Annotated in this window: 18 protein-coding genes and 3 pseudogenes; 13 read left to right on the top strand and 8 right to left on the bottom strand. The window is 58.4% G+C overall.

What is annotated here, in order from left to right:
- Positions 1-649 precede the first annotated feature (649 nt).
- Positions 650-2,281 (top strand): calcium-binding protein, encoded by a 1,632-nt coding sequence (locus tag K9B37_RS18505; protein ID WP_224315009.1) that lies wholly within the window; start codon positions 650-652, stop codon positions 2,279-2,281.
- Between the two features lie 178 nt (positions 2,282-2,459).
- Here the strand turns inward: K9B37_RS18505 and K9B37_RS18500 are convergent, their stop codons facing one another.
- The 3 genes and pseudogenes from K9B37_RS18500 to K9B37_RS18490 form a co-directional block, all read right to left on the bottom strand.
- A complete protein-coding gene (locus K9B37_RS18500) occupies positions 2,460-3,386 on the bottom strand; it encodes a 3-hydroxyacyl-CoA dehydrogenase NAD-binding domain-containing protein (protein WP_224315008.1) in 927 nt (308 codons plus the stop codon).
- 74 nt (positions 3,387-3,460) lie between these two features.
- Positions 3,461-3,616 (bottom strand): annotated as a pseudogene (locus K9B37_RS18495) (DDE-type integrase/transposase/recombinase); the annotation flags it as partial.
- A gap of 395 nt (positions 3,617-4,011) precedes the next feature.
- The gene (locus K9B37_RS18490; protein WP_224315007.1) at positions 4,012-4,701 is read right to left on the bottom strand and encodes a GntR family transcriptional regulator; all 690 of its coding nucleotides are present in this window, start codon (positions 4,699-4,701) and stop codon (positions 4,012-4,014) included.
- A gap of 489 nt (positions 4,702-5,190) precedes the next feature.
- Between K9B37_RS18490 and aroQ the strand changes: the two genes are divergently transcribed.
- The gene (gene aroQ / locus K9B37_RS18485) at positions 5,191-5,634 is read left to right on the top strand and encodes a type II 3-dehydroquinate dehydratase (RefSeq protein ID WP_224315006.1); all 444 of its coding nucleotides are present in this window, start codon (positions 5,191-5,193) and stop codon (positions 5,632-5,634) included.
- Between the two features lie 64 nt (positions 5,635-5,698).
- On the opposite strand, the gene K9B37_RS18480 is transcribed toward aroQ, so the two are convergent.
- Positions 5,699-6,292: a TetR/AcrR family transcriptional regulator gene (locus K9B37_RS18480; protein ID WP_224315005.1), complete on the bottom strand. Its 594-nt coding sequence runs from the start codon at positions 6,290-6,292 to the stop codon at positions 5,699-5,701.
- Positions 6,293-6,593: 301 nt separating this feature from the next.
- Here K9B37_RS18480 and K9B37_RS18475 point away from each other — a divergent pair, with 301 nt between their 5' ends.
- From K9B37_RS18475 to K9B37_RS18445, 7 genes are all read left to right on the top strand, one after another.
- Complete coding sequence (locus tag K9B37_RS18475; RefSeq protein ID WP_224315004.1) at positions 6,594-7,262, top strand: amino acid ABC transporter permease; 669 nt, start codon at positions 6,594-6,596, stop codon at positions 7,260-7,262.
- Between the two features lie 11 nt (positions 7,263-7,273).
- Positions 7,274-7,915, top strand: coding sequence for an amino acid ABC transporter permease (locus tag K9B37_RS18470; RefSeq protein ID WP_224315003.1), 642 nt, complete (start codon positions 7,274-7,276; stop codon positions 7,913-7,915).
- Positions 7,916-7,989: 74 nt separating this feature from the next.
- Complete coding sequence (locus K9B37_RS18465; protein WP_224315002.1) at positions 7,990-8,826, top strand: transporter substrate-binding domain-containing protein; 837 nt, start codon at positions 7,990-7,992, stop codon at positions 8,824-8,826.
- A gap of 71 nt (positions 8,827-8,897) precedes the next feature.
- Positions 8,898-9,629 (top strand): amino acid ABC transporter ATP-binding protein, encoded by a 732-nt coding sequence (locus K9B37_RS18460; RefSeq protein WP_224315041.1) that lies wholly within the window; start codon positions 8,898-8,900, stop codon positions 9,627-9,629.
- A 42-nt stretch (positions 9,630-9,671) separates the two neighbouring features.
- A complete protein-coding gene (locus K9B37_RS18455) occupies positions 9,672-10,709 on the top strand; it encodes a Gfo/Idh/MocA family protein (protein ID WP_224315001.1) in 1,038 nt (345 codons plus the stop codon).
- A gap of 19 nt (positions 10,710-10,728) precedes the next feature.
- Entirely contained in the window at positions 10,729-11,577 is an 849-nt protein-coding gene (locus K9B37_RS18450; protein WP_224315000.1) for a shikimate dehydrogenase family protein, read from the top strand.
- A gap of 73 nt (positions 11,578-11,650) precedes the next feature.
- Positions 11,651-13,546 carry a bifunctional sugar phosphate isomerase/epimerase/4-hydroxyphenylpyruvate dioxygenase family protein gene (locus tag K9B37_RS18445; RefSeq protein WP_224314999.1) on the top strand — a complete coding sequence of 632 codons (1,896 nt, stop codon included), beginning with the start codon at positions 11,651-11,653 and terminating at the stop codon, positions 13,544-13,546.
- A 230-nt stretch (positions 13,547-13,776) separates the two neighbouring features.
- Here the strand turns inward: K9B37_RS18445 and K9B37_RS18435 are convergent.
- The 3 genes and pseudogenes from K9B37_RS18435 to K9B37_RS18425 form a co-directional block, all read right to left on the bottom strand.
- Positions 13,777-14,475: pseudogene (locus tag K9B37_RS18435) on the bottom strand (IS6 family transposase).
- A gap of 137 nt (positions 14,476-14,612) precedes the next feature.
- On the bottom strand, positions 14,613-14,903 hold the full coding sequence (locus K9B37_RS18430) for a hypothetical protein (RefSeq protein ID WP_224314998.1): 291 nt from the start codon (positions 14,901-14,903) through the stop codon (positions 14,613-14,615).
- 114 nt (positions 14,904-15,017) lie between these two features.
- A complete protein-coding gene (locus tag K9B37_RS18425) occupies positions 15,018-15,173 on the bottom strand; it encodes a DUF1127 domain-containing protein (protein ID WP_224314997.1) in 156 nt (51 codons plus the stop codon).
- Positions 15,174-15,461: 288 nt separating this feature from the next.
- On the opposite strand from K9B37_RS18425, the pseudogene K9B37_RS18420 reads away from it, so the two are divergent.
- Positions 15,462-15,557 (top strand): annotated as a pseudogene (locus K9B37_RS18420) (IS6 family transposase); the annotation flags it as partial.
- Positions 15,558-15,724: 167 nt separating this feature from the next.
- On the opposite strand, the gene K9B37_RS18415 reads toward K9B37_RS18420, so the two are convergent.
- Entirely contained in the window at positions 15,725-16,792 is a 1,068-nt protein-coding gene (locus tag K9B37_RS18415) for an ABC transporter ATP-binding protein (RefSeq protein WP_224314996.1), read from the bottom strand.
- Between the two features lie 118 nt (positions 16,793-16,910).
- Between K9B37_RS18415 and K9B37_RS18410 the strand changes: the two genes are divergently transcribed.
- The 3 genes from K9B37_RS18410 to K9B37_RS18400 all read left to right on the top strand — a co-directional run bounded on the left by K9B37_RS18410 (position 16,911) and on the right by K9B37_RS18400 (position 20,175).
- Positions 16,911-18,092 carry a mandelate racemase/muconate lactonizing enzyme family protein gene (locus K9B37_RS18410; protein WP_224314995.1) on the top strand — a complete coding sequence of 394 codons (1,182 nt, stop codon included), beginning with the start codon at positions 16,911-16,913 and terminating at the stop codon, positions 18,090-18,092.
- On the top strand, positions 18,092-18,832 hold the full coding sequence (locus K9B37_RS18405; RefSeq protein WP_224314994.1) for a GntR family transcriptional regulator: 741 nt from the start codon (positions 18,092-18,094) through the stop codon (positions 18,830-18,832). Before K9B37_RS18410 ends, K9B37_RS18405 begins: the two co-directional genes overlap by 1 nt.
- A 74-nt stretch (positions 18,833-18,906) precedes the next feature.
- The gene (locus tag K9B37_RS18400) at positions 18,907-20,175 is read left to right on the top strand and encodes an ABC transporter substrate-binding protein (RefSeq protein WP_224314993.1); all 1,269 of its coding nucleotides are present in this window, start codon (positions 18,907-18,909) and stop codon (positions 20,173-20,175) included.
- The last annotated feature ends 1 nt before the right edge of the window (position 20,176 follow it).

Here is a 20,176-nt window from a genome sequence, read left to right as displayed (position 1 = left end):
CATCGGTCTGGTTCAATGGATAAGAATCAGAATCTCAGAGGCATCGTGGCCGATTTGGATTGGCTTATAATACCAAAAATGGGATTATCGCGGAGTCTTCCGGGGACCCAACGCTAGCCGCTTTGAGGAGAGATGAGAGTGGATCCCGCAGTGGGCAGAAGTGCCCGATGAGAAGCACGGTTCGCCGGACGTAATATCCATTGAAGCTGAGGTGCTCTCAGCTGCACCGCCAACGAGTGTACGAGGCACTATCCGAGACTGGATGATAGGCAAGGGTCGGCTGCCGGCACTTCTGCCAGAAGGTAGTGAAGCCTTCATGAATCCGCCCGCCGGGGAGAAGCCCGTCTCTCCTGGCACCGATCATGCGCAATGGTACACCGAAATTGCCGAAACCTTCCGTCGGTCACCTGCACGGTCATATCCGGCGCCCTTTATAGACAATTGAGCCGGACCTCTCGATCAGGCCTAATGGCCATCGTCTTGGATATCCATATCCCCGATCAGTCGGGCCTCCCAGGGATTCACCAATCTATCCCGGGAGTCGATTCCGGCCGTGCGTGCCGAAGCGGACCGCGGCGGAGGAATACCCCGGAATCCCGGATTCGGAGGCGTCCTGTCGAGTTCGAAGCCCTTAACAGCCAGGAGATAGATGATGGCGAGCAAAAGCTCAACGAATGTTGGAAAGCCCGACCCGGACGATGTCCGCTCGTGGGTGTCCGGCGTGCCGCCCGGATTGCGTTCATTCATCGACTCGATTCAAAATGTGCTCATGGGCACACTCGGCAACGAGAAGCTCAGTACCTCGTCCGGTAGCACTGTCGTCTTCGGCCTGGCGGGTGACGACACCCTGCGCAGCTCGCACGACAACACGGCACTCGTCGGCGGTCGCGGCAACGACACGCTCATCACTGAATTCACCGTTAAAGCGCCGCCCGGCGGCACCGCGCATGCCACCGCGTTCCAGGTGGGCGGGGATGGCAACGACACCCTCAAGGAGATCGTGAGGGTGCAAGGGCTGTTGGGGGACAACGGGCTCACATATCAGGACCTCTACGCGGATGCCTATGCCGACAGCGGGTCCGGCAACGACGACATCAGCGTGACCGCCAGCATCGATCCGGGAGACCTCCCGGGAACCACCGCCAACGTCACGTTGAAGACCCACGTCTACGGCGGCGACGGCAACGACACCATCTATGCCCTCGCTGACGGGCACCACGCCATCGGCGGCATCAATCAAGTCGAGAACTACATCGATGGTGGGTCCGGTAACGACCGCATTACCGTTCATGCCCAGACCGACGGCAACGCGTTCAGGGGGACGGCGATTAACACCGTCTACGGGGGCGACGGCAATGACGTGATCGAGGCCACGATCATTGGGGACTCGCTGGCAAACACCCTGGCGAAGAACGCGCTGCACGGCGGGCGGGGCAACGACATGATCTACGCCTACAGCAGTGTGAACTCGGACGATCAGTACGGGACCGGGATCAACGAACTGTGGGGCGACGAGGGCAACGACACCCTGGTGGCCGTCCAGATCGCCCGCAGAGGGGTCAGCAGTACCTCGAACTATCTCGACGGCGGCACCGGCAACGACAACCTCAAGGCGGAGATCACTGCATGGGGCTACCGCATCACGGCCGAGAACCACCTTGAGGGCGGGTCAGGGGCGGATACCTTGACCGCCAGCATTGTTGCCACCGCGTTTGGCGGCCCTGGTAGCGGAGACCTATACCATGTTTCGAACATCCTTAACGGGGGTGACGGCAACGACTCCCTCTCGGCGTACCTTTCGGTCGACGCGTCCGAAATGCGCGCGCCTGACGGGTCGACCTACGAGAACCGCCTCGACGGCGGCACTGGCAACGACACTTTGGTCGCGACCGTCGCGCCGGGCTCTCTCGGTTCGAACTTCCTTTTCGGTGGCGATGGCAACGATCGTCTCACCGTCATCGGCGGCACCGGGAATGTCCTCGACGGCGGGAATGGCAACGACACCCTGGTCGGCAGCAGCGGCGATGACTTGTTCACGGGCGGGCGCGGGTCGGACACCTTCGTGTTCGGCCCCTCCACTGGTCACGATATCATTACGGACTTCGAGCACGGCAAGGACAAGGTCGACATGAAGGCGTTCACGGCCGCAGCGGTTCACAGCCTGAAAGACCTGACCATCGCCTCACTGAACGGTGATTGTGTGATCCGTTTCGACGCCAGCAACGACATCACGGTAAAGGGCGTGTCTTCCTTGTACGCGAACGACTTCCTGTTCGCTTAGGAGACCATCAGGCCATGGTGGCATCGAGCAGCCCTGGTCCTCTCTATGCCAAACGGTGTGAGCGCTAGGTTCTAGAGGGGATCATTCAGACCGAACCCGCGGCTGTTCCTCCCTCGTTCGCTAGAGGAGGGACCCGACCAGCTGCAAAAGATGCAAAGACAGCCAGCGGCGAAGATTATCAGAACAATGGCTTTGAGAATTTCAGCAAGTTTTTGAGGGCTTGATCGCGGCTCTCGGCGAGCTCACTCAGTTGGCGGGTACCCACTTCCTCTCGGACGCCCTCGGACAACAAGGTGCGTGCATTGGCATCGAGCCTTGGCGACCCGAGCTCCGCCCACCATGATTCGAATGCCGGTCCAAGGTGACCAATAAACTTATCTATGCCGCCGTCACCGCCCGCTAGGTGCAAGGTGAGGTGCGGTCCCATGAGCGCCCAGCGCAGACCTGGACCGGCGACAACTGCGGCGTCGATATCAGAGACCGACGCCACGCCTTCAACGGCAAGATGCACGGCTTCGCGCCACAGAGCGGCCTGTAGACGATTAGCGATGTGGCCGTTGATTTCCTTGCGTAAATGGATGGGTCGCTTGCCAATTTCGGCGTAGAACGTAAGCGCTGACGCGATGGTCTCCTGACTGGTTTGCCGGCCGCCGACTACCTCTACCAAGGGCAATAGGTGGGGTGGATTGAAGGGGTGGCCAACGATAAATCTTTCGGGACGGGTCATGCCGTTCTGCATATCGGAAGGCATGAGGCCCGAAGTTGACGAGGCAATGATCGCGGTGTCGGCGATGCTTTCCTCGATCTCGGCCAGCAAACGGCGCTTCAGGTCAAGCCGTTCGGGCGCATTTTCCTGGGCGAAGTCGGCGCCGTCGGCGGCTTCGCCTGGAGTTGCAAGGAAGTTCAAGCGGCTTTGTGCCTCAGCCAAATCCAAGCTGTTCTCAGCTTCGCTCAAGGCGCGGTCGACATAGGCGCGAGTGAATGTTTCGGCCTCGGCTGACGGATCGGAGCATCGCACGGAAAGGCCCCTGGCCAAAAACAGGCTTGCCCAGCTTGCGCCAATCGTTCCGGCGCCAATAATTGCAATAGTCTTGGGTGTAGACATTGCTCGCCTCATATCGGTGATCCGTATCGGGAATCATCTATTCGATAACACCACGTGCACAAGTAGTTTCTATGCGAGAGCAGGAGGTCGATGGTCTGCCCGCGGGGATTAACGGCACGGTAGATATACACCCACCGACCCTGCACCCGTATGTAGGTCTCGTCCACTCGCCACGAGCCATTCGTCATCCGGAGATGCGATCGAACGCGCTTGTTCAGCTCTGGCCAATAGGTCTGTGTCTACCGAAACAAGATCGTGATCGATCTGAACGCCGCGATCAACCTGCATGGGGCTGATGCCGAGCAGCCAGACCTTGAACTGCAGGATTTCCAGAGCTGGGGAAGGATTGGGCAGCCCAGGTTTGGATAGGGTGCGCTTTGGCAAATGAAGGTGTCCCGCAGCCTTGTTTCAACTGGCCGGAAACCTTGTACCGCCGACCCCTTATCAAATTGCCCCACGACTCCTCATGCTCTCCACAATGCCGCTCCAAGAGTGCGCACTGTTGCGGCGACTGTCGCAACTTTCGTAACTCGCGATGGTCTCCTGGACACCCTCCGAACGGGAGAACCCGCTGACATCCTGCCTCAGTGGATCGATACGCTGTGTCACCTAATGTCAGGCGTCGCTAGTGCATTTGCATCAGTTGATTTTCGAAGGCAAACTCGACACAGCCCTGAATATGTCGTTCCAGCGCTCTTTGTGCCTCGACCGCATCCCGGGACAATGCGCATGTCAGAAGGGCTTTGTGCTCGTCTGCAGCGATCTGCCCACGGAAGATCACGAAGACCATCTGATATCGGAGATATCTGTCATAGATCCCCGAATGGAGATCCAAAAGAGCTTTCGACCCGCACGCTGAAACAAGGGCCTGATGAAACTCCCAGTCATAGCGCTTCCATCGCTGTGTCACGGCATCGTTGCCGGCCAAGAGTTCGGTCTCCATCCTCACCAACTTGTGGTGGGCCGCGACGACTCGGCCCTCCCACTCCATATCCCCGAGCCGGAACGACTGAACGAGGGCGCTCTTCTCAAGAAGCAGGCGCAAATCTGCGATTTCCTTGAGATCCTCTGGCGTACACGGCGCGACCTGGAAGCCGCGCTGACCTTCGGCAACAACGAAGCCTTCGGGTGCCAGCCGACTCAGGATCTCTCGTAGGGTACTGATCCCAACTCCATATCCCGGCCTAAGCTTTTCAAGTGTTAAGCGCTGCCCCGGCCGCAGTCGGCCGAAGATGATATCGGAGCGAATGGCCTCGTAGGCCTGCTCTCCTGTCGATAGCGGTTGAGCGCCATCGGTCAGACTGCTCGTCACCATGGTTACCGTGTCATCCAAGATGCTGAACGGCAAACCTACAGCAACCCTCCCAGACAAACCAGCTCGATTTATACGACGATAGTTTAAGTTAGTGCTATTTCCAGAAATATCAGTTGATTAGCGATTCACCGCATATAAGCTGCCGCTTGAGTTGACGTGAGCGTGTCTCCAGCGCCGACCAACACAACATTGGAGGAGACGGGTGTCCGAAACGACACTCGACTGTAGCCTTACGAGTTCGGATGATTTCGCTGCTGAGCCCCGAGTTCACGGGCGAGTTCTCGCATGCGATCGCACCCGAGGGTTCGAAGCAAGGGCCGACATGTTCAGTGGATTGGCAAATGGCAGAAGGCACGTCACAGGTTCGCCGAGGGGTTCAACGGCATCACCTTCTCCGCGTGTTGAGGCAAAAGGAATTTCGACCTCGGCACGTGTTGCAGGCGGAGCGTCACTGCTTGATGCATCCTCCAGGCGGCGAGGGGTGAGGAAATGAGCAATCGCATCTATATCCTCAACGGACCAAATCTTAATCTTCTCGGTCAGCGCGAGCCTGAGATCTATGGCACGACCACGCTTGCCGAGATTCGGGATCGCTGCTCGGGAACGGCCGGCAAGTTGGGATTCGAGGTCGATTTTCGTCAAACAAACTTTGAAGGTGAACTTGTCGAAAGCGTGCACCAAGCCCGGATCGAGGCATGTGGCATTATTATCAACCCGGCAGGCTATACGTTCACGTCGATCGCTTTGCTGGACGCACTCAAAATGTTCAACGGGCCCAAGATCGAGCTGCACATCTCAAACGTGCATAAGCGGGAAAGCATCTACCACAACTCGTTGGTCTCGCGAACGGCGACCGGAATCATCATAGGATTCGGCGCAGCCGGATATGACCTTGCAGTTCAAGCCATGGCTAGCTTGGCCAAGAGGAACTGACCTCTCAATGGGAATCCATGGAGAAATATTTCGTCGACCGAGTGAAGGGCTTGGGTCCAGCATCTCACCGACAGAGCAGGCGCAGCACGGTTTCGATGACGCATGCGCGCCGGCGCTTGAGGGCATCTGCGGACCCCATATCGTAACCGAAGACTTGGCGTATCGTCGCTCTGTTCGAGACGTTGTAGAAACTGAGGGCGCTGATCGTCAGGTGGACATCGACTGGATCGAGCCCCTCCCGAAACAAGCCCTCGCCGACCCCACGCTGATAGACCTCCCGGATCATCTCGATCGCAGACAAATTCAGCTCTCCGATCTTCCGGGAACTTTTGAGATGCCTTGCATGGTGAATGTTCTCGACCATGACAAGGCGAACGAAGTCTGGATTTTCGACATGATAGTCGAAAGTGAAGCCGGCCAGGGCAGCGATTGCCTCGCGGGGCGGCAACGCTGCCAAGTCGAGGCTCCGCTCGAAATTGCGGATGCGGGCATACATCTCCTCGAGAACAGCGAGATACAGTCCCTCCTTATCCCCGAAGTAGTAGTATATCATCCGCTTGCTGGTGGCTGTCTTGGCGGCGATCTCATCGACCCGTGCGCCACTCAGACCGTTCTCGACGAATTCAGCACTCGCCACCGCAATGATGTTTCGCCGCACTCCATCCGGATCCTGTGTCCAAGTCGGTGGCTTGCGTGTTCGCTCCGTTCGCCTCTGGCTGGGCATCGTCCGATCCGTCCCTATCCCCTTGGCAGGCAGACCTTAACCAGGTCGGCGCCTCTGTAAATGGACTGCCCGGTTAACTCAACTTGACCAATTGAACTATTTAGTACATTTTCGGTGTCGCAACAAACACCTGATACGTCAACCTTGATCGACCAAGGCGCCCTCCAAGAGGCGTCAGACTACCCGCAGGGATTTGGACCAGCCCAAAAGAAGGCTGGCGGTATGGGAACGTGCCATGAACTACACGCTCGACTTCGGGCCGGTAATAGATGCGCTTCCGAGCCTGCTTGCAGGGTGCCTCGGCACAATCGGTTTGGCGATCGGCGGCATGGTGCTCGCCATTGTCATCGGAATCGGAGGAGTCATATTGCGGGACTCCCGGATCCGACAGATCCGCTGGCTCGTTCTCGCGTTCGTCGAGATCATCCGCAACACGCCTTTCTTAGTCCAGATTTTCTTCATCTACTTTGCCCTTCCGCTTGCAGGTCTGAGACTCGATCCGACCCCTACCGCCATCATCGCACTTGGTATCAATGGGGGCGCATACGCCATCGAGATCATCCGCGGTGGAGTGCAATCCATTAATCGCGGTCAGATCGAGGCCGGGCTCGCGTTGGGACTGCGCAAAGCTCAGGTTTTCAGGCTGATTGTTCTGAAGCCTGCGCTGCGCGCAATCTTTCCGTCGCTCGCGAGCCAGTTCGTCCTGCTGACGCTGACAACCAGTGTGGCCTCGGCAATATCAGCATACGAACTGACTTCCGTTGGCCAACGAGTGGAATCGGAAAGCTTCAGAAGCTTCGAAGTCTTCGGAACCATGACCCTGTTCTACCTAATCATCTCCTGGCTTCTTATGCGTGTCTTCGGGATGATCACTACGCGCTACTTCTCCTATCCCGTAAAGTAGAGGTGAGGAGCATGGGGCACGACGAATTCCTTTTTCTCCTCGCGGGCCTCAAATGGACCATAGGTCTATCCGTGATCGGCTTCATCTGCGGCGGAATTTCCGGGCTGGGCGTCGCCCTGGCGCGCACTTCCGGCAATCCGGTGCTGGAGCGTGTAATGAAGGGCTATATTGCTCTCTTTCAGGGCACCCCCCTGTTGATGCAGCTCTTTGTCGTTTACTACGGCCTTGCTCTCATCGGGTTGAAGTTAGACGCCTGGGTCGCCGTATCGATCGGCTTCACACTTCACGCCAGCGCCTACCTTGGCGAGATCTGGCGCGGGTCGATCGATGCAGTCCCGCGCGGGCAGACCGAGGCGGCCGAGGCCCTGAGCCTGACCTATCTGCCACGCATGAGGGATGTGATTCTGCCTCAGGCGCTGCGTATCTCGCTGCCGGCGACGATCGGTTTCCTCGTTCAGCTCATCAAGGGGACTTCCCTGGCATCCATCGTGGGCTTCGTTGAGCTGACGCGGGCAGGAAATATCATATCCAACCAGATCTTCCAGCCGTTGTTGGTCTTCGGCATCGTTGGGTGTCTTTACTTCATCATCTGTTGGCCTCTGTCACTCTTCGGAACCCATCTGGAGCGCCAATTCGCCACGAGCACGCGCTAGTTCGAATTGAGCTAGAGGCCAAAAGCAAGAAGCCCGAAACAACCGGGAGCGGTTTTCAACCAAGGAGGAAGTCCATGAAGAAGTTACTTAACGGTTTAACAAAGCGTAGCGTATTGCTAGCAGGTCTAGCGGCGATCTCACTACCTGCAATGCTTCAACCATCACAGGCAATCACCCCAGCCGAGATCAAAGCAAAGGGCAAGCTTGTAGTCGGCATTCAAGGTGATAACCCACCCTGGGGCTTTGTCACCAGCGGCGGCAAGCAGGATGGCCTTGATGCCGACATTGCCACCCTATTTGGCAAGGAACTCGGCGTGCCGGTCGAGTTCGTTCCGCTTGAAGTTAACAACCGCATTCCCGCCTTGACCACCGGCCGCGTCGACGTGCTGTTTGCTACGATGGCCATGCTGCCCGAGCGAGCCAAGGCAGTGCAGTTCAGCAAACCTTATGTGGCCAATACTATCGTATTGATCGGCCCTAAGTCGGCCCAGATCAGGACCAACGCCGATATGGCCAAGTTCACGATCGGCGTGGCCAAGGGTGCCGCACAGGACACGCAGGTGACCAAGAATGCCCCCGAAGGCACGACGATCCGGCGTTATGACGGTGACGCGCCGAGCATCCAGGCTCTGGTATCGGGTCAGGTTCAGGCGCTGGGTGGCAACATCTTCTACATTCAGCGTATCGAGCAGGCGCGACCGGGCGAGTTCGAGAACAAGCTTGAGTTCCAAAACCTGTACAATGGCGCCTGTACACGTCTGGGGGAGAAGGAGCTCAACGCCGCACTCAACACCTTTATCGACAAGATCAAGGCTAATGGCGAGCTTCAGAAGATTTACGATAAGTGGATGAAGGTGCCGGTCCACAAATTCCCCGATAGCATCGAAGGTATCCCCTTCACGGCAAGTTAATCAACAGACCGACAGGACAAACAGCCATGAGCGCCTCGTCCGTTTCTGAACCCCATTTGGCGACCAAAGTCATGATCAGCATGACTCACGTCGAGAAATGGTACGGGGCGTTCAAAGCGCTGTCCGATATTAACCTGTCGGTTCGCCAGGGCGAGAGGATTGTCCTGTGTGGCCCATCGGGCTCGGGGAAGTCGACCCTCATCCGGTGCATCAATCATCTGGAGGCCTACCAGAAGGGTCGGATCCATGTGGGAGGGATCCTGCTCACCGATGCGAGTAGTACCATCAATTCCATCCGGCGAGAGGTCGGTATGGTCTTCCAGCAGTTCAACCTCTTTCCACATTTGACAGTGATGCAAAACTGCATGCTTGCCCCTATGAGATCCCTTGGCCTCGGCAAGGCGGAAGCCGCGACAACGGCGCGGAAGTACCTCGATCGTGTCCGGATCCTGGAGCAGGCTGAGAAATATCCGGCGCAGCTTTCGGGTGGGCAACAACAGCGTGTCGCAATCGCACGCGCTTTGTGCATGAGACCAAGGGTAATGCTTTTCGACGAACCCACTTCGGCTCTGGACCCCGAAATGGTGAAGGAAGTCCTTGATACGATGATCGGGCTTGCCGAGGACGGCATGACGATGATCTGTGTCACCCACGAAATGGGATTCGCCCGCCAAGTCGCCGACCGTGTGATCTTCATGGCAAGCGGATCGATCGTGGAAGAAGCGCCCCCTGCACAGTTCTTCAGCAATCCGACACATGAGCGGACCAAGAAGTTTCTCGGCGATATCTTGCGGAAGCATTAGAGGACGTTTGCGCACGGAAAGTTCGGTCCGACGGAGTTCTCGATGAATGTGATCAACCTCATCGTGATGGGAGCGGGTCTCATGGGCACGCGTCACGCTATCCATATCGGGAAGGAACAGAACGCGGCTCTGTGCGCAATTGTCGATCCGAGCCAAGCCGGGCGCGCACTCGCGTTAAGATCAGGTACGAAATGGTATGAAAACCTCGCTCAGGCGTTAAGTGAGCAGCGCGCCGACGGTGTTATCATCGCCACTCCAAATCAGTTGCACGTCGAGACCGGCCTTGAGGTGATCGCGGCAGGTCTCCCGGTTCTTATCGAGAAGCCTATTGCCGATGATGTCGGTGCTGCAACGACGCTTGTCGAGGCCGCAGAAGAGGCCTCGATTCCTCTCTTGGTCGGGCATCACCGGCGGCACAACCCGATGGTTGGCAAGGCGAAGGAAATCGTCGAGTCAGGACGGCTTGGCACGTTGCTGACCGTTACAGGTCACTTCTGGCTGAAGAAGCCAGACGATTATTTTGATGCCGCTTGGCGGCGCGAGGTCGGGGCCGGCCCTATATTCATCAACCTAACGCATGACATCGACCTCTTCCGCTATCTCTGCGGGGAGATTGTCTGGGTGCAGGCGCAAGAATCGAACTTGGTGCGCGGCCATGCCGTTGAGGATACGGCGGCGATCTTACTTCGTTTCGCCAATGGGATACTTGCCACATTCAATGTTTCCGATGTGGTTGTCGCACCTTGGAGCTGGGAGCTAACCACTGGTGAAAACCCTGCGTATCCGCGGCAGGACCAGTCCTGCTATCAAATCGGCGGCACCCACGGATCGCTCTCGATTCCGGATCTTGAGCTTTGGTCGTATCCTGGGCAGAAAAGCTGGTGGGAGCCTCTCCAGCGTCAGCGCGTGCCATTCGTGCCGGACGACCCGATGGCAGTCCAGCTTCGCCACTTCTGCGATGTTATCCGACGTGGAGCGGAACCGGTCGTTTCGGGGCGCGACGCACTGAATACCCTCAAGGTGATTGACGCCATCAAGCGCTCGGCCCGAGAGAGCACGCCCGTAACCCTCACGGCATGAGGAAGGAAGATTTCTCGTCATGATCAGCGGCTCTACCCGCATCATCGCCCACCTCGGCTACCCGACCGAGAGCTTCAAGGCGCCGATGATATACAATCCCTATTTCGAGCGGGAGCGCATCGATGCGGTCGTGGTGCCATTCGGATGCAAGGCCGAGGATTACCCGACCTTTCTTCGGCTCCTGTTCAAGCTATCAAACATTCATGGCGCACTGGTGACCATGCCCCACAAGGTGACCACTATCGAACTAATCGATGAGGCAAGACCAACAGCCATGGTCGCGGGCGCCTGCAACGCGGTCAGGCTCGACCCAGATGGAAGACTGGTCGGGGATATGTTCGACGGCGAAGGCTTCGTTCGCGGAATGCTGAGCAAAGGCCGCGTCATCGAGCGCGCACAGGCTTTGGTGGTTGGGACCGGTGGCGTCGGCTCGGCAATCGCGGCATCGCTTGCGCGAGCTGGCGTGTCGGCGCTCGCGCTCTTCGACAGGCATGCGCCGTTGGCGGAGGCACTCGCCGGAAGACTTCAGAAGTATTATCCGAGACTCTTGCTCTCCACTGGTTCCAACGACCCTTCGGGGTTCGACATCGTGGTCAATGCGACACCCTTGGGCATGCAACCCGGCGATCCGCTTCCCGTCGACGCCGAGCGAATTTCCCCGGCAACGTTCGTGGGCGAGGTGGTCATGAAGCAGGAGATCACACCTTTCTTGGCTGCGGTACGCCGCCGTGGCTGCGCGTACCAGGTCGGAACGGACATGCTGTTCGAGCAGGTTCCAGCGTACCTCGAGTTTTTCGGCTTTCCGACCACGACGCCGGATGACCTGCGCACGATTGCACAGCTTGAGCAAAAGTGCGTTCGGTCGTGATTCCTTCGACGGTGGCTGATCATCCCGCCGCCGAAGCAAGCCGCCCTGTCAACTCTGTTCCGGGGAGAATACTATGAAGACCTCGATCGCGACCGTATCGATCAGCGGTGAACTGCCGGAAAAGCTGGACGCTATCGCGAAGGCCGGTTTCCAGGGAGTCGAAATCTTCGAGAACGACTTTCTCGCGTTCGACGAGACCCCGTCCCAGGTTGGCAGGATAGTCCGTGATCTCGGTCTTGAGATTACCTTGTTCCAGCCGTTCCGTGATTTCGAAGGCATGCCTCCCGCCCTTCGCCAGCGGACCTTCGATCGTGCCGAGCGCAAGTTCGATGTCATGCAGGAGCTTGGAACCGACCTAGTGCTGGTCTGCTCCAACGTCTCACCGGTCTCGCTCGGCGGGATCGACCGGGCAGCTGAAGACTTCCGCGAGCTTGGCAAGAGAGCGGCCCGGAGAGGCCTGAGGGTGGGTTATGAGGCGCTTGCCTGGGGGCGCCATATCAACGACCATCGTGATGCCTGGGAGATCGTCCGGCGCGCCGACCACCCAAACGTTGGCCTCATCCTGGACAGTTTCCATACGCTGTCGCGCAAGATCGACATCAACTCGATCCGCTCAATTCCAAAAGACAAGATCTTCATCGTCCAGCTTGCGGACGCACCTTTGATCGACATGGACCTCCTCTACTGGAGCCGTCATTTCCGCAACATGCCCGGCGAGGGTGACCTGCCGGTCACTGCATTTACTGCTGCCATCGCCGATACGGGGTACGACGGTTACTTCTCGCTGGAAATCTTCAACGACCAGTTCCGTGGCGGCTCTGCTCGAACGATCGCCGCCGATGGCCATCGCTCGCTGATTTACTTGGGCGATCAGGTTAAACGGGCCGCCGCGGTCAGCAATCTCACTGTCATCCCGATGCCCGATAGATCACCCGTGAAGGGCATCGGGTTCATCGAGTTCTCGGCCGACCCTGAGGACGTCGACGAGCTAGTCGGCATCCTTCGCACCCTGGGTTTCCGTAAGGCCGGCAGGCACAGGAGCAAGCAGGTTGACCTCTACCGTCAGGGAGATATCCGATTGATCGTCAACACTGAGGGCAAGGGCTTTGCGAACGCAGCGGTCGCACGGCACGGTACATCGGCCCATGCGATGGCGCTGCTTGTCGAGAGCGCGAGCGAAGCCTTTGCCAGGGCAGTCGCCTTGGGCGCGGAACCCTTCACCCAGGCGGTCGCCCCTGAAGAAGTCGAGTTCCCTGCCATTCAGGGCGTCGGCGGCGGCCTGATTTATCTCATTGACGACACGAGTGATCTGGGGCGCTTTTCGGAGATCGACTTCATCCCGGTCGAGGATAAGGAAGGTGGGCCGTCTGCGCACCTTCAACGCATCGACCACGTGGCCCAGACTGTCCCTTATGACGAGATGCTGACGTGGCTCCTATTCTACACATCGACATTCGAGACGCGAAAGTCGCCGGTGGTCGACATCATCGATCCGTCGGGCGTCGTGCGAAGCCAGGTCGTAGAGAATGCGTCCGGCACTCTGCGCATCACCATGAACGGCGCCGAGAACCGGCGTACGCTTGCCGGGCACTTCCTGGCGGAGAAGCTCGGCGCTGGCATCCAACATCTGGCATTCCAGACGGAAGACATCTACGCCACGGCGGCCGCCCTGCGAGAGAACGGCTTCCATCCCTTGCCGATCTCACCGAATTACTATGGGGACGTAGAAGCACGGTTTGGGTTGGATCCCGAGCTGACGGAGCGACTCAGGGCCGACAACATCCTCTACGATCGGGACGAGCAGGGTGAGTATTTCCAACTCTACAGCAGGACGTTCGGAGAAGGATTTTTCTTCGAGATTGTCGAGCGCCGCGGCTACGGGGGGTACGGTGCCCCCAATGCGATCTTTCGGATCGCTGCGCTGAAGAAGTCCTTGAGGTCAGAAGGTGTTTCCCCGAACGGGCAATGACGCCACGAGGAGAATGGTGCCGCTTACAGTTGAGCACCTGCCGCTCCGCTCAGTCAAACGTGATTCGACGTGCCATTTTCTGCTGACGGCTTGGTTGCGAAGATCAAATCGCTTGAGCAGTTCAGGCGAGTACCGCACAACCGATCTGTGCATGGTCGCGTGGTTGACGGAGAGGATCTGCCGCAACTCCGGAACGGGAATAAGAAAGCAGCAGGTGGATCATGCCGGCCTTATGTGGCGGGCCCGCAAAACTGCTCGGTGAGTGACAGCTGTTGACTGCAGGCATATTTCGCCCGCTGTTTGTGCATCATATCGATCAACTCGATGCCACCCAGGATCACGCGGGCGCTGTCAGCGGACTTGAAGCCGAGCCTCGGACGCCCACGGCGTTTGATCGCACGGTGATCCTGTTCGATGCGGTTATTGAGATATCGCCTCTGCCTGATCCTGATCCGCTTCAGCTTGCGCCCCGATCTGCCCTGAAGCCGACTGGTCGCGTCACAGGACAGGATCACCTCTCGGTTGGTCTGACTGCCGTCAATCACCATGCGCTCGGATCGGCCATGCCGCTTGAGGGCCCGTCTCAGAAACCGTTTGGCAGCGGTGAGATTGCGCCGCTCACTGAACCAGAACTCAACCGTGTCACCATTGCTGTCGATGGCTCGGCAGAGATACATCCATCGCCCGCGCGCTTTGATATACGTCTCATCGACATGCCATTTCCGGCTGACGGGTCGCTTGTGTCGGTTGAACCGCTCCAGCAGAAGCGGTGCCTAGCGCACAGTCCAGCGGTGGATCGTGGCATGATCGATGGAAATGCCTCGCTCGGCCATCATCTCCTCGAGATCGCGTAAGCTGAGGCTGTCAGCGAGATACCACCGCATGCAGAGCAGGATGATTGAGCGGTCAAACCGCCTGCCCTTGAACATCTCGCGTCACCCTCTTTCACCTGCGCAGGCCATAGCCCGAGAGAGGAAAGAAAGAGTTGCGACAGAGCCCTTCAGGAGTCCTGCTTCATCCAGTAGGGCAGAAGAGCGGCGGACCCTCGCGGCCCTAGTTCAGTGGCTCACCGCACCAGAACGCGCGGGGCTCGCTTCTCCACCACGACCACTCGTCGCCTTGGACCCAGTTGGGATACCCTAGGGATCTGACGTGGGATGCTGACGGCGGGCGCCGCTTTCAAGATCGCGGCGCGGACCTCGTCCTCAGGCAAGCCCATCAGCATCGCGGCGATCTGTGTTTGGCCTTCAATGCCATCGGCGAGCCCCTGCGCGGCAAAGATCGCCTCGTCGAGTGTCGGAGGTTCATGGCGCAACCGCGAACGGGTGCTTAAGGGCTTGGTCTTGGTAGATGGCATTTGGTGGTTTCCGAGCAGATGATGAACTGTTCATCTGGCGCAGCAGTCGAGCGTTAACAGCGAACACCCACCATAAGGCGGGCGAGAGCCTCAGGTCGCGTGACGGAACGCGGCTTACGCGAAGGCAGATTGGCGGGCGACGCGGACGATGTCGAACCGGGCCAGGCCGAGGTCGGCCAGCTCACGGTCGGAGAGTAGCGCCAGCTCGCGCACGGTCTCCCGGTAGAGGATATAGGCGCGGATCTTGGACAGGACGTACGAGATGAACATGGAAAACCCCAGCAGGTAGCCGATCGTCCTGACCGGCAGCACTTGTTCTTGTTGCAATGCAGCATATAAGGGTGCGCTGACATTCTGAGGAGCGGAAATTCTTGAGGATAGCTATGCTTTGGCGGCATACCGATCCAACGCTCCTCTGCGTCTCGTCCTACGATCCAGGCTGCGAGACTTGGGTGCCGTATCTTCGCGTCTCAGTCGGACGGCTGGACAACCGGATTCGTCGCAAACCCTTTATTTCAGAGTTCAGCTGCTGCCCCTCGATTCAGGGACGGAGGTAGCGTGTTCAAGAGCAAGCATTTTGATCCATCCGCAATCCTGCTTTGTGTCTGGTGTTATTTGGCGTACAGCTTCAGTCTCCGTGATCTGGAGTCCATTCGTATCCGACAAAGCGCTTACCTCAGTAATCGGATTGAGCAGGCCCTATCAGGTCTACCCAGGCATTCCGGAGTCGCAGAACATTGCCTGAACTCCAGCCTCAGGGGCTGAATGCGGCCTTGTCTGAATTACGCACCGAAGTCCGCCACTTCCTTTCAGCGATCCCGTCAAAGCCGCGGGAGGCGTAATTGGCTCGTAGGGTCGAAAAGGTGAGCTTTTGATGGGTCAATCCGCAGCGGAATATGCTCGCCCGGCCTCGCGGAGATCCGATCACGGAGAACGACGACAATTTCCTGGTCGCCGATGGCGGCAACGAAATGAGTCTCCGAGCCTGTCGGCTCAATGATACGGATTTCGGCTGGTGCGCCTTCGGAATCGATGTAGATATGCTCCGGACGAATACCAAGGACCGCCTGTCCCTCCTGTACCCTTCGGGTTGGCGCAAGCGGCAGCTCGATATTGCCTTTGGCCCGGAAGACGGGATTGGTGCCAGCGACGATCTGCCCCTTCAGGAAGTTCATCGCAGGCGATCCCAGAAAGCCCGCCACGAACTGGTTGGCTGGGTTGTCATAGAGATCGAGCGGGGCACCGACCTGTTCGACGCCGCCGTCGCGCATGACCACGATCTTGTCGGCCATCGTCATCGCTTCGATCTGGTCGTGAGTGACATAGATGGTGGTGGTCTTGAGACGCTGATGCAGCCCCTTGACTTCGGATCGCATCTTGACGCGAAGCTTCGCGTCAAGATTGGAGAGTGGTTCGTCGAACAGAAAGACCTGCGGATCGCGTACGATCGCCCGCCCCATGGCGACGCGCTGGCGCTGGCCACCTGACAATTCCTTAGGGTAGCGCTTCAGGAGATGTTGGAGCCCTAGAATTTCCGCCGCCCTGTTCACGCGGCAGTCAAATTCACTTCGCGACGCCCCCCTTAGCCGCATGGAAAATCCCATATTCTCAGCCACTGACATGTGAGGGTAGAGGGCATAATTCTGGAAAACCATCGCAATGTCGCGATCCTTCGGCGGCAGGTCGTTGACCACCCGTCCGCCGATCTTGATCTCACCGCTCGTGATCGGCTCCAAACCGGCAATCATCCTGAGCAACGTCGACTTTCCGCAGCCGGATGGCCCGACCAGCGCGACGAATTCGCCATCCTCGATGGGAATGCTCACGCCATGCACGACTTCCAGCGAACTATAAGATTTGCGCACGTTCGCGATGTCGATTGCAGCCATTTCTCACTCCCTTGATCGCGGCAGCTGAAGGTCTGCCTGCGCTTTCTCTCGAATTCACTTGACGGCGACGACCCATCGAGTCTTATAAGTTATAAATTATAATTTTATCGGAAATGCAATGAAGATCGTCCGCCTGACCGGAATTCCGCTCCTTGCCTCCTTCGCCGATATTTTCGGCGGCAAGGACAAGATTCCTCCGCATATCTCCTCACCCGCCAGCCACTTTCGACGCATCAAACGCACCGGACAGGTCACAACCCTCGTCGTGGCACAAGGAGACGATGGCTCGATCGGCTACGGCGAGGCATTCGGGCTGCCCCACCCCTACGCGGCCAGTGCGATCGTCAACGAAGTGATAGCCCCGTTTCTCGTCGGCGCGACCCTCGACGATCCGGCGGAAATGATGAGCGACCTCCAACGCTACTTTTCGGCGCTCGGCAGCACGCGCGGTCCGGCGATGGAAGCAATCAGCGGTGCGGATATTGCACTGTGGGATCTGAAGGCGCGCGCGAAAGACATGCCCCTGGCCACCCTGCTGGGCAGTTCTCCGGGGCCGGTCGCCACTTATGTGAGTCCGGTCGGCATGCACGCAACGGTGAAGGAATCGGCGCATGCGGCGCAGGCCTTCGTCGAGCAGGGTTTCGTCGCGATCAAACTCAAGATCGGACGCGGTCGGGAGATCGATATCGCGCATCTCGCGGCGGTTCGTGACGCGATCGGTCCCGAAATGCCTCTCTTCGTCGATGCCAATTGCGCATATGATGTGGAGACCGCGATTTCGATCGCATCCGCCCTTGCTCCGTACGATGTCGGTTGGTTCGAAGAGCCGATTCCGCCGGAGAATCCACAGGCGCTCGCGGAAGTGCGACGTCAATCGCCGGTGCCGATCGCAGCGGGCGAGAACGAGTTCACAATTGACGCCTACAGGTCGCTTGTTGCAGCCAATGCAGTCGACTTCCTTCAGCCCAACATCACCCGTGCAGGTGGCGTATCGGGCTTGCTCGCCGTCGGTGAGCTTTGCGCCGCGGAAGGCATTCAGATGGCACCGCATGGCGTGGGTGGTTGTGCTGCTGTTGGAGCCACCCTGCACGCATGCCGCGCGGCGAAGGCATTCTATTCATATGAGGCCAACCGATTGCTCAATCCGCTGCGGGATATAATGGGAATACACCCGGCTCGACTCGAGGACGGCAGTCTGATTGCGCAGGCGCTTCCCGGCCATGGAGGAGAGCCCAATCTCACATTGGTCGCGAAATACCGCATCGACGGAGGCGAGAACTTGCAGAGCGAGGTCGCCTGATGTCCATCTCCGTCCGTGATCGCAGTCAGTTGGGGGAACTCATCGGCAAGCCCGGCGAGACGCTGACGGAGACCCTCTTCCGTACACTTCTCGAGATGATCATCTCCGGCTACTTCGAGGAGGGCTTTCGTCTCTATCCAGAGCGGCTCGCCGAGCATTTTGGCGTCAGCCTGACACCCGTGCGCGAGGCGCTCATGCGGCTAGCGGCAGAAGGGTTCATCGAGGCCGTGCAGCGGCGTGGCTTCCACGTCCGCCAGCCCGACGCCAAGCAGGTTATCGAACTTTGGCAGGTGAGACAGGGCCTTGAGCTCACGGCGGGAGAGATTCTTATCGATCGCCTGCTCTCAGGTGAAGTCTCCGCAGATTGCCTCGCGGAACTGGAAGAGATCCAGTCGGTGCTAGACACTACCTGGCAAACCATTAGCCATGGCGAGAAGCTTGAGCTCAACAGTGCCTTTCACAACAAGATCGTGGAGCTGAGCGGCAACAGGATGTTGGGATCGGTCTACCGCGGCATCCAGATGCAAGTACTCGGGGCCTGGGTCCAGCGTGGGCTTACCTCGTGGCGCGAGCGCATGATGGATGAGGCACAAGAGCATCACGCGATTCTCGACGCTCTGCGGGCAAAGGATAGAATTGCCTACGCGAAGGCAACACGGCGGCACCTCGCGCGGTCCCAAAAAGGAGCGCTCGCGGATCTCGCCCAAAAACGAGACGCAGAAGCGCCGAAACGCGCCTGAAGACTAAGAATAACGCAAATGAAGTTTGGAGGAATTCCATGAGACCTTTCGTTCGGGCGTCGCTCGCAGTAGCCGTGCTGTCCCTCGGCATCTCAATGTCGTTGCCCGCGTTCGCGCAGAAGGCTACCGTCCGAATGTGGACTTTCTTGAATCCCAGCGGCACGACCCCGCGCGAGGTCACCCTTGCCAAGATCATCTCGGACTTTCAGGCCGCGAATCCTGACATCGAGATCGTCACCGAGACACACGCCTTCGACCAATTGACACCAAAGTTCCTCGCTGCGCACGGCACCGGAAAAGCACCTGACATAATCTGGGCCGCCACCGATTTCCTCGGAGACGCGATCGCATCGGGATCGCTCGCCGATCTGAACGAACTCTTCATCAATAAATGGACGCCGGAGCAAATCGCCGACCGCAAGGGACCGTACTGGGATCTCACCCTCCGCAATGGCAAACAGTACGCGCTTTTCACCTCGCGCAACTACATCTCGCTGCTGTATCGCCCGGACTTTTTCAAGCAGGCTGGCGTCGATCCGGATTCGATCAAGACCTGGGACGATTTCGTCAAGGCAGCGAAGGCGCTGACGGTTACCGACACTTCGGGCCAGGTCGTCCGCTATGGCTTCGCCCAAGGCTACAGCGAACATCAGGCCGATCCCTTGCTAATGATTCCGATGGCGCTCGCGAACGGTGACGGAATTTTCAAACTAGACGGACGGGCCAACTTCGCTCACCCTGCCGGGGTTGCGGCCATGAAGTTTCAAACCGACCTAATCAAGGAGCATAAGGTATCACCGCCACAAGCTGCGGCATGGACGGTCGACGATGTCTATGAGCAGTTCGCCTCCGGACGTGCGGCGATGATCCTCGGCGCTAGCGTACGTGTCTCCACGCTGCAATCGAAACTTGGTGATGACAAGGTTGGCATGATGCTGTGGCCAGGCAGCGGCGAAGTAGAGCATGCTCCGGCCGTTATGGCAGGCTGGGCCGTCGGTGTATGGTCGGGAAGCAAGGTCAAGGCGCAAGCGGGCAAGTTTGTCGAATACATGCTTGGGCCCATTGGCGACAAAATGTGGGTCGAGAAAGGCGGTCAATCCCCCGGCCTTCTGTCTACACTTGCCAGCTTGGGCGATTTCATCAAGCAGCCAGGCAAGGACTATCTCCGCGTTGCTGCGGAAGGAAGTGCGAAGTTCGGATGGCTGGCGCCGATCGACTTTTCAGCGGGCGGCTATCGTCAGGCTCTCAACAAGGCAGGCCAGCGCATTCTCGTCAACGGCGAAGATGTGAAGGCTTCGCTCGAGCGCGCCGAGTCCGACTTCAATCGGCAGCACAAGCGCTGAC

Source organism: Microvirga puerhi (assembly GCF_020089865.1).
In the GTDB taxonomy this organism is placed as follows: domain Bacteria; phylum Pseudomonadota; class Alphaproteobacteria; order Rhizobiales; family Beijerinckiaceae; genus Microvirga; species Microvirga puerhi.
This window is presented reverse-complemented; position numbering and strand designations above follow the sequence as displayed.